This window comes from Isoptericola sp. NPDC057191, assembly GCF_042670225.1.
Classification (GTDB): Bacteria; Actinomycetota; Actinomycetes; order Actinomycetales; family Cellulomonadaceae; genus Isoptericola.
Genome location: NZ_JBHUWC010000185.1, coordinates 1 through 8055 on the forward strand (window position 1 = coordinate 1; position 8055 = coordinate 8055).

Sequence of the window (8055 nt, forward strand, 5' to 3'; positions counted from 1 at the left end):
GCCGCACCCGTGTGCGGCACCGCGCCCGCGGGCGCCGGGAGTTCACCCCACCGGGACGGTCAGGCGCGGTGCTCCCGGTAGTAGCGGATGAGCGCCTGCGTGGACGAGTCCTGCGCCGCCAGGACGGCGTCGTCGCCCGAGACGGCCGGGGCGATCTCGAGGGCGAGCTTCTTGCCCAGCTCCACGCCCCACTGGTCGAAGCTGTCGATGCCCCACACGACGCCCTGCACGAACGTGATGTGCTCGTACAGCGCGACGAGCTGGCCGAGCACGGACGGCGTGAGGGCCGGCGCGACGATCGACGTCGTGGGCCGGTTCCCGGAGAAGACGCGCGCCGCGACGATCTCCTCGGGCGTGCCCTCGGCGCGCACCTCGTCCGCCGTCTTGCCGAACGCGAGGGCCTTGGTCTGCGCGAAGAAGTTGGCGAGGAACAGCTCGTGCACGTCCGCGCCCGGGGCCACCGCCTTGCCGTCGCCCTCGGAGTCCGCCAGCGGGTAGGCGGGGGTCGCGACCGCGATGAAGTCCGCGGGGATGAGCCGCGTGCCCTGGTGGATGAGCTGGTAGAAGGCGTGCTGGCCGTTGGTGCCCGGCTCGCCCCAGAAGACCTCGCCCGTCTGGGTGGTGACGGGGGACCCGTCCCACCGCACCGACTTGCCGTTGGACTCCATCGTGAGCTGCTGCAGGTACGCGGGGAAGCGGTGCAGCTGCTGGGCGTACGGCAGCACGGCGTGCGTGTGCGCGCCGAGGAAGTTGCCGTACCAGACGTTCAGCATGCCCATGAGGACCGGCACGTTGGCCTCGAACGGCGTGTTGCGGAAGTGCTCGTCGACGGCGCGGAAGCCCGCCAGGAGGTCGCGGAAGACGTCCGGGCCGAACGCGATCGCGAGCGGCGTGCCGATCGCAGAGTCGACGGAGTACCGGCCGCCCACCCAGTCCCAGAAGCCGAAGGCGTTCGCGGGGTCGATGCCGAACGCCGCGACCTTGTCGAGGGCGGTCGAGACGGCGACGAAGTGCGCCCGCACCGCGGCCTGCTTGGCGTCCTCGTCGTCCTCGATGGCGCCCTGCGCGACGAGCTGCTCCCAGAGCCAGGCGCGCGCAAGGCGCGCGTTGGTCAGCGTCTCCAGCGTGCCGAACGTCTTCGAGGCGACCACGAACAGCGTGGTCTCGGGGTCGAGGTCCGCCGTCTTCTGCGCGATGTCGGTCGGGTCGATGTTGGAGACGAAGCGCGCCTCGATGCCGTTCTCGCCGGTGCGGCCGTACGGCTTGAGCGCCTCGTAGACCATGACGGGCCCGAGGTCGGAGCCGCCGATGCCGATGTTCACGACCGTGCGCACCGGCTTGCCCGTGATGCCCGACCACGACCCGTCGCGGACCTGGTCGGCGAAGGCGCTGAGCTTGTCGAGCTCGGCCTGCACGTCGGTGTCGACGTCCTGCCCGTCCACCACGAGCGGCGGCCTCGTCCCCGGCGCCCGGCGCAGCGCGGTGTGCAGCACGGCCCGGTCCTCGGTGACGTTGATGTGCTCGCCGGTGAACATCGCCTCGATGCGCTCCGGCAGGTGCACCTCGTGCGCCAGCCGGACCAGCAGATCCAGGGTCTCGTCGGTCGCGAGGTTCTTCGACAGGTCGACGTGCAGGTCGCCCGCGAGGTGCGTCATGCGCTCGGCGCGCCCCGGGTCGGCGGCGAACCAGCCGCGCAGGTCGCCCCGGAACTCCTGGTAGTGGGCGTACAGGTCGCCCCAGGAGGCCGTGGTGGTGGGATCGACGGGGGAGGAGGTCATGGGCCCACGGTACTGACCGGTTGCGCTGTCTGCCGACGCTGCCAGGATGGCCAGCAGCCGGGGACGGACCCGGACTCCGTAGGGGAGGAACGCATGGCGAATTTCACTGTCTGGAAGTTCGACGACCCGGGTGCGGCTGACCGCGCCTACCAGGCTGTCAAGGGCGGCGAGGCCGACGGCCTGGTGAAGATCGTCGACCACGCGGTGGTGAGCTGGCCCGAGGACGCGAAGAAGCCGGACACGCACGGCTCGCACGACGACACCGCCAAGGCCACCGGCTGGGGCGCGGTCTGGGGCCTGCTGCTGGGCGCGCTGTTCTTCCTGCCGGTCCTCGGCGCCGCCGCGGGGGCCGTGATCGCCGGCATCTCGCGCTCGCTGTCCGACGTGGGCATCAGCGCGAAGGACATCGAGACGATGAAGAAGGAGATCGTGCCCGGCACGTCCGCCCTCTTCATCGTGACCGAGCCGATCGACCCCGACCGTCTCGGGGAGCGGCTGCACGGCATCGACGCGACGCTCGTGAGCACCAACCTGACCGACGCGGAGCGCCGAACCCTGCTGGAGTCGTTCGGTCAGTGACTGGCCGCAGCACCCGTCGAGCCCGTCGAGACCTCGTCCCGGCGGGCTCGATGCGTGCAGGGGCGGTCCGTGCGGGCTCGGTCCGCCGGCCCCGTCAGGCGGGCTGCCAGCGCCCGCCCCAGCGACGGGTGAGCACGGCGCCGAAGGTGTCGGCGAGCGCGTCGACCCGGTCGTGCACGGCGTCCGCGACGCGGTGCGCGACGGCGTCGTCGTCGGCCGTGAACCGCACCGTGACCCGGGCGCGCCCCCGCACCACCCCGACGTCGAACGCCTCGACCGTGACGAGCTCGCGGGCCGCCGCGGCCGCAGCCGGGAGCACGTCGGCCGGGTCCACGCCGGGTTGCAGGAGGCCGACGCCGAGCGTCACGCGATAGGAGGGCACGCGGCGATCCTGCCACCGGCGACCACGCCGGTCCGGGCGAGCGCGGACGAGCATGGACGAGCACCGTCCCGTCACAGGTCGCCCCGGTCCTCGACACGGCTGCCGCCGTAGACTCGCCGCCGTGACTGCCGACACGTCGACCGCACCCGTCCCCGACCCTGCGACCGGCCCGGACGCCGCCTCCCGGGGCGTCGCGCTGGAGATCGCCGTGCAGGACGTCGCGGGCGCGCGCGTCGCCGCCGCGGGCGGCGCGGACCGTCTCGAGCTGTGCGCCGCGCTCGCGGGCACCGGCGGCCTCACCCCCTCCACGGGCATGGTCGCGGCGGTCGCCGACGCGCTGCGCGGCACGGGTGTCGGCGTCCACGTCCTCGTGCGGCCCCGCGCCGGGGGCTTCGTCTTCACGCCCGAGGAGACCGACGTCCAGGTGCGCGACGTCCGCTCCGTGCTCGACGCGGGCGCCGACGGCGTCGTGGTCGGCGCGATGACGCCGGACGGCGAGGTCGACACGGCCGCCCTCGCCGCGTTCGTCGCCGCAGCCGGCGACGCCGAGGTCACCTTCCACCGCGCCATCGACCAGGTCGCCCGGCCCGTCGAGGTGCTGGACGCGCTCGCGGCCGCGGGCGTGCGCCGCGTCCTGACGTCCGGCGGCGCGCCGCGGGCGGGCGAAGGGCTCGAGGTGCTCGCGGCGCTCGCCGGCCGCGGCCGCGAGCTCGGCGTCGAGATCATGGCCGGCGGCGGCGTCCTCGTGCAGGACGTGCCCGCCCTCGTGGCGGCCGGGGTGCACGCCGTCCACCTCTCCGCACGACGCACCGTGGCCGCCGACGGCGGTCCGGGCGGCGGTGGGGCCGGCGGGTACGACGTGACCGACGCCGACCTGGTCGCCGCGACCCGCGCCACGCTCGACGCCGGGACCGCGTCGTGAGCGGCCCCGTCACGAGCGCCGTGAGCGCCGCCGTCGCGCTGTCGGCCACCGACCCCTCCGAGGGGTACAGCGGGTTCATCGGGTGGGTGCTGAGCCTGATGACGACGCTCGGCGAGGTCGGCGTCGGCGCGGCCGTGCTCCTGGAGACGTTCATCCCGCCCATCCCGTCCGAGGCCGTGCTGCCGGCCGCCGGGTTCCTCGCCTACGACGGGCAGATGAACGCCTGGCTGGCCATCCTCGCCGCCACCGTGGGCGCCGTCGTCGGCGCGTGGGTCTGGTGGTTCCTCGGGCTGCTGCTGGGTCGCGACCGCACGCGCGCGATCGTGGACGCCGTCCCGCTGATGGACGGCTCCGACTTCGACAAGGCGGAGGCGTTCTTCGCGCGCTGGGGACGGGTCGCCGTGCTCGTGGGGCGCTGCGTCCCGCTCGTGCGCAGCTTCATCTCCATCCCCGCCGGCATCGAGCGCATGCCGTTCTGGTCGTTCACCCTCTACACCGCGATCGGCTCCGGCGTGTGGAACGCCATCTGGGTCGGCCTGGGCTACGCGTTCGGACCGGCGATCAAGCCCGTGCTGGAGCAGTGGAGCGGCATCATCTCCAACGGCGTGCTCGTCGTCATCGCGCTGCTGGTGCTGTGGTTCGTCGTGGTGCGGCTGCGCAGCCGCTACCTGGCGCGGCGCGGCCCGCGCGAGCCCGAGCGCCGGCACCGTCGCACCCACTGACCGCCGAAGTAGCGCGCACCGTGCCGAGGTAGTTCAGGCCCCCGCGAGGTAGTTCGGGGCTCCGCGAGGTAGTGCGGACCGTGGCGAGGTAGTTCGGGGCTCCGCGAGGTAGTTCAGGGCCCCGCGAGGTAGTGCGGACCGTGGCGAGGTAGTTCGGGGTCCCGCGAGGTGAGGGGATCGCTCCGCTACGCTCCCGGGCATGCGGACCCGGGAGGGGTGGCTGGGCGGCGCGGCCCTGGTGACGACGGTGCTCGTCGCTGCCTGCGGCGCGCCCGACGACCTGGGGTTCGGACCCTTGCAGGTCCGGGCTCTCGACCCTCCGGCGCTCCGGAAGCACTTCAGCGAGGAGCCCGGGCCCCTCACCGGGGAGCTCAGAGCGCTGTCGAACGGGTGCCTCGTCGTGACGATCGACGGCGTGGACCACGTGGTGATCTGGCCTGATGGCACCGAGTCTGTCGACGCCGGCGTGCCTGTCGGCCGCTACGAGGTGACCTTGCCCGCCGAGCGGGTCCTGCGCGCCGACGTCCGTGGCGGTGACCGGTTCACCGCCACTGGGGTGGTCGCCGACTCGGGCGGGGTGGTGGTTGTCGACCTTGATCATCCCGACGACGACCAGGTCGGCAGCTATCTGGGCTACTGCGGCGTCGACGCCCCGCCGGTGATGTTCCCTGATGCCGCGACCTTCGTCGTTGACTGAACTACCTCGCGAACCCCTCGACTACCTCGCGAACCCCTCGACTACCTCGCGAACCCCTCGACTACCTCGCGAACCCCTCGACTACCTCGCGAACCCCTCGACTACCTCGCGAACCCCTCGACTACCTCGCGATGCCCTGAACTACCTCGCGATGCCCTGAACTACCTCGCGCTGCCCTGAACTACCTCGCGGGGGCCTGGACTACCTCGCGATGCCCTGGACTACCTCGCGGGGGTCTGGACTACCTCGCGATGCCCTCGACTACCTCGCGGAGCCTCGGACTACCTCGCGGGGGTCTGGACTACCTCGCGAAGCCTTCGACTACCTCACGGAGGACTGAACTACCTCGCGGGGGCCTGGACTACCTCGGCGGGGGTGCGGTGGAGGCGCGGACGACGAGCGACGTGGGCAGGCGCAGGTGGCGCTCGCGGGCGGTGCCGTCGAGGAGGTCGAGGACGAGCCGCAGCGCCTCGGCGCCCATGCGGTGCATCGGCTGCGCGACGGTGGTGAGCGGCGGCGTGCTGCCCCAGGACTCCGGGACGTTGTCGAAGCCGACGACGGACAGGTCGTCCGGGACGCGCAGCCCCAGCTCGTGGGCGACCTCGAGGACGTGGATGGCGGACAGGTCGTTGGCGGCGAACACGGCGGTGGGCCGGTCGGGCCGGTCGAGCAGGGTGCGGACGGGGGCGTCGGCGAGGTCGGGGCGATAGCCGCCCACCTTGATGAGCAGAGGGTCGACGGGGATGCCCGCGGCCTCCAGGGCCTGCCGGTAGCCCAGCTCGCGCAGGCGGGCCGACTCCAGGTCGGGGCGGCCGCCGAGGTGCGCGATCCGCCGGTGGCCCAGTGCGAGGAGGTGCTCCACGGCCTCGCGGGCGCCGGTCGTATTGTCGGAGTCGACGGTGGGGGTGCCCTCGGGGCCGGTGTGCGGGTCGACGGCCACGACGGGCACGGGGGAGTCGGGGGAGAGCACCATCGTGGGCGTCACGACGATCGCCGCGTCCACCAGCGTCCCGGCCAGCCGGGACAGGGACCGGCGCTCCCACCCCGCCTGCGCACCGCCGTCGGTGCGGCCGGCGTAGGCGAGCAGCTCGTAGCCGGTGCCGTCGACCGCGGCCGAGATGCCCTTGAGCAGCTCGGTGGAGTACGGCTCGAACTCCGCCACGAGCACGCCGATGACGTTGGTGCTGGTGCGGCGCAGGCTGCGGGCGACCAGGGAGGACTCGTACCCGAGGTCCTCTACCACGGCCAGCACCCGCTCGGCGGTGCCGGCGGCGACGCCGTAGCGGTTGTTGACGACCTTCGACACGGTGGCCACCGAGACGCCGGCGAGACGTGCCACGTCGGAGATGGTGGCGCGCCCCGGGGCGGGGGCAGGGGCGCCCGCGGCGGGCGGGTCGGCGGCGGGGCTCACGAGTCGACAGTATGCGGCACGGACGTGCCGCGTCACGCGCCTCGCCCACAGCTCGAGGGCAGCACGAGGACGTTTTCGAAATCGTTATCGACAACGATTGACGACGAGCCCGTGCGGCTGTCACTCTCGTGCCAGGCACTCACCACCTCGCGGCAGCGCCGCTGCCGTGCCCGTCGACGAAGACAAGGGATCGATGATGACGAGGACGAGGATCATGCGCGGCGCCACCGCGGTAGCGCTCGGCACCACCGTGGCGCTCCTGGGCGCCGCCTGCGCGGGCCAGGGCGGCGGCTCCCAGGGCGGCGACGACGGCGGCAGCACCGCAGACGCCAGCACGATCACCTGGTGGCACAACTCGAACACGGACCCGGGCAAGGCGTACTACGAGGAGGTCGCCAAGGCCTTCGAGAAGGACCACCCGGGCACGACCGTCGAGATCAGCGCCATGCAGCACGAGGACATGCTGACGAAGCTCGACGCCGCCTTCCAGGCCGGCGACGCGCCCGACGTCTTCATGGAGCGGGGCGGCGGCGAGCTGGCCTCCCACGTGGACGCCGGTCTGCTCAAGGACATCTCCACGCCCGCCGCCGACACGATCGGCACCATCGAGCCGTACATGTCCGGCTTCCAGGTGGACGGCAAGTCGTACGCGCTGCCGTTCTCCATGGGGGTCGTCGGCTTCTGGTACAACAAGTCGCTGTTCGAGAAGGCGGGGATCACCGGGACCCCGGCCACGATGGAGGAGCTGTACGCCGACATCGCCAAGCTCCAGGACGCCGGCATCACGCCCGCGTCCGTGGGCGCAGGCGACAAGTGGCCCGCCGCGCACTACTGGTACTACAACGTGGTCCGCCAGTGCTCCGCGGACACCCTCGACGCCGCGATCAAGGACGTCGACTACTCGGACCCGTGCTTCGTCAAGGCGGGCGAGACCCTGGACGAGCTGATCGCCAAGGAGCCGTTCAACAAGGGCTTCCTCACCACCCCGGCGCAGTCCGGCCCGACGTCCGCGTCCGGCCTGCTCGCCACCGGCAAGGTCGCGATGGAGCTGGCCGGCCACTGGGAGCCCGGCGTCATGCAGGGGCTCACGGACGGCGGCAAGGGCCTCGGGGAGGACACCGGCTGGTTCCCCTACCCGTCGATCGAGGGCCAGCAGGGCACCGACGGTGCGCAGATGGGCGGCGGCGACGCGTGGGCCGTCTCGAAGGACGCGCCGGACGTCGCGGTCGAGTTCGCCCAGTACCTGCTGAGCGACGAGGTCCAGCAGGGCTTCGCCGAGAAGGACATGGGCCTGCCGACGAACCCGGCGGCGTCCTCGTCGGTCTCCGACCCGGCGCTGGCCGAGCTGCTCTCGGTCCGCGACTCCGCCCCGTCGATCCAGCTCTACCTGGACACCCTGCTCGGGGCGTCCGTCGGCGGTGCCATGAACGACGCGATCGCGCTGCAGTTCGCCGGCAAGGCGACGCCGCAGGACGTCGTCGACGCGGTGCAGTCCGCGGCCGAAGCGGACCAGTGACCGGCCGATGACGGACACCGTCCGCCGGTCCGCCGACCGTGCCCAGGC

The 8055-nt window shown here is 72.7% G+C and carries 8 protein-coding genes; 5 read left to right on the top strand and 3 right to left on the bottom strand.

Annotated elements, in window-relative coordinates; genetic code table 11:
* Positions 1–59: 59 nt before the first annotated feature.
* Positions 60–1778 (bottom strand): glucose-6-phosphate isomerase, encoded by a 1719-nt coding sequence (pgi, locus tag ACFT55_RS17275; RefSeq protein WP_380245074.1) that lies wholly within the window; start codon positions 1776–1778, stop codon positions 60–62.
* Between the two features lie 93 nt (positions 1779–1871).
* Between pgi and ACFT55_RS17280 the strand changes: the two genes are divergently transcribed.
* On the top strand, positions 1872–2357 hold the full coding sequence (locus tag ACFT55_RS17280; protein WP_380245075.1) for a DUF1269 domain-containing protein: 486 nt from the start codon (positions 1872–1874) through the stop codon (positions 2355–2357).
* A gap of 94 nt (positions 2358–2451) precedes the next feature.
* Here the strand turns inward: ACFT55_RS17280 and ACFT55_RS17285 are convergent, their stop codons facing one another.
* Positions 2452–2739, bottom strand: a complete 288-nt coding sequence (locus tag ACFT55_RS17285) for a hypothetical protein (protein ID WP_380245076.1) — start codon at positions 2737–2739, stop codon at positions 2452–2454.
* Between the two features lie 196 nt (positions 2740–2935).
* On the opposite strand from ACFT55_RS17285, the gene ACFT55_RS17290 reads away from it, so the two are divergent.
* The 3 genes from ACFT55_RS17290 (at position 2936) to ACFT55_RS17300 (ending at position 5080) form a co-directional block, all read left to right on the top strand.
* The gene (locus tag ACFT55_RS17290; RefSeq protein ID WP_380245081.1) at positions 2936–3661 is read left to right on the top strand and encodes a copper homeostasis protein CutC; all 726 of its coding nucleotides are present in this window, start codon (positions 2936–2938) and stop codon (positions 3659–3661) included.
* A complete protein-coding gene (locus ACFT55_RS17295; protein ID WP_380245077.1) occupies positions 3658–4383 on the top strand; it encodes a DedA family protein in 726 nt (241 codons plus the stop codon). The genes ACFT55_RS17290 and ACFT55_RS17295 overlap by 4 nt, the downstream gene beginning before the upstream one ends.
* 238 nt (positions 4384–4621) lie before the next feature.
* The gene (locus ACFT55_RS17300; RefSeq protein WP_380245078.1) at positions 4622–5080 is read left to right on the top strand and encodes a hypothetical protein; all 459 of its coding nucleotides are present in this window, start codon (positions 4622–4624) and stop codon (positions 5078–5080) included.
* A 361-nt stretch (positions 5081–5441) separates the two neighbouring features.
* Here the strand turns inward: ACFT55_RS17300 and ACFT55_RS17305 are convergent, their stop codons facing one another.
* Positions 5442–6491 (bottom strand): LacI family DNA-binding transcriptional regulator, encoded by a 1050-nt coding sequence (locus ACFT55_RS17305; protein WP_380245079.1) that lies wholly within the window; start codon positions 6489–6491, stop codon positions 5442–5444.
* A gap of 196 nt (positions 6492–6687) precedes the next feature.
* On the opposite strand from ACFT55_RS17305, the gene ACFT55_RS17310 reads away from it, so the two are divergent.
* A complete protein-coding gene (locus tag ACFT55_RS17310) occupies positions 6688–8007 on the top strand; it encodes an extracellular solute-binding protein (RefSeq protein WP_380245080.1) in 1320 nt (439 codons plus the stop codon).
* Positions 8008–8055: the final 48 nt, after the last annotated feature.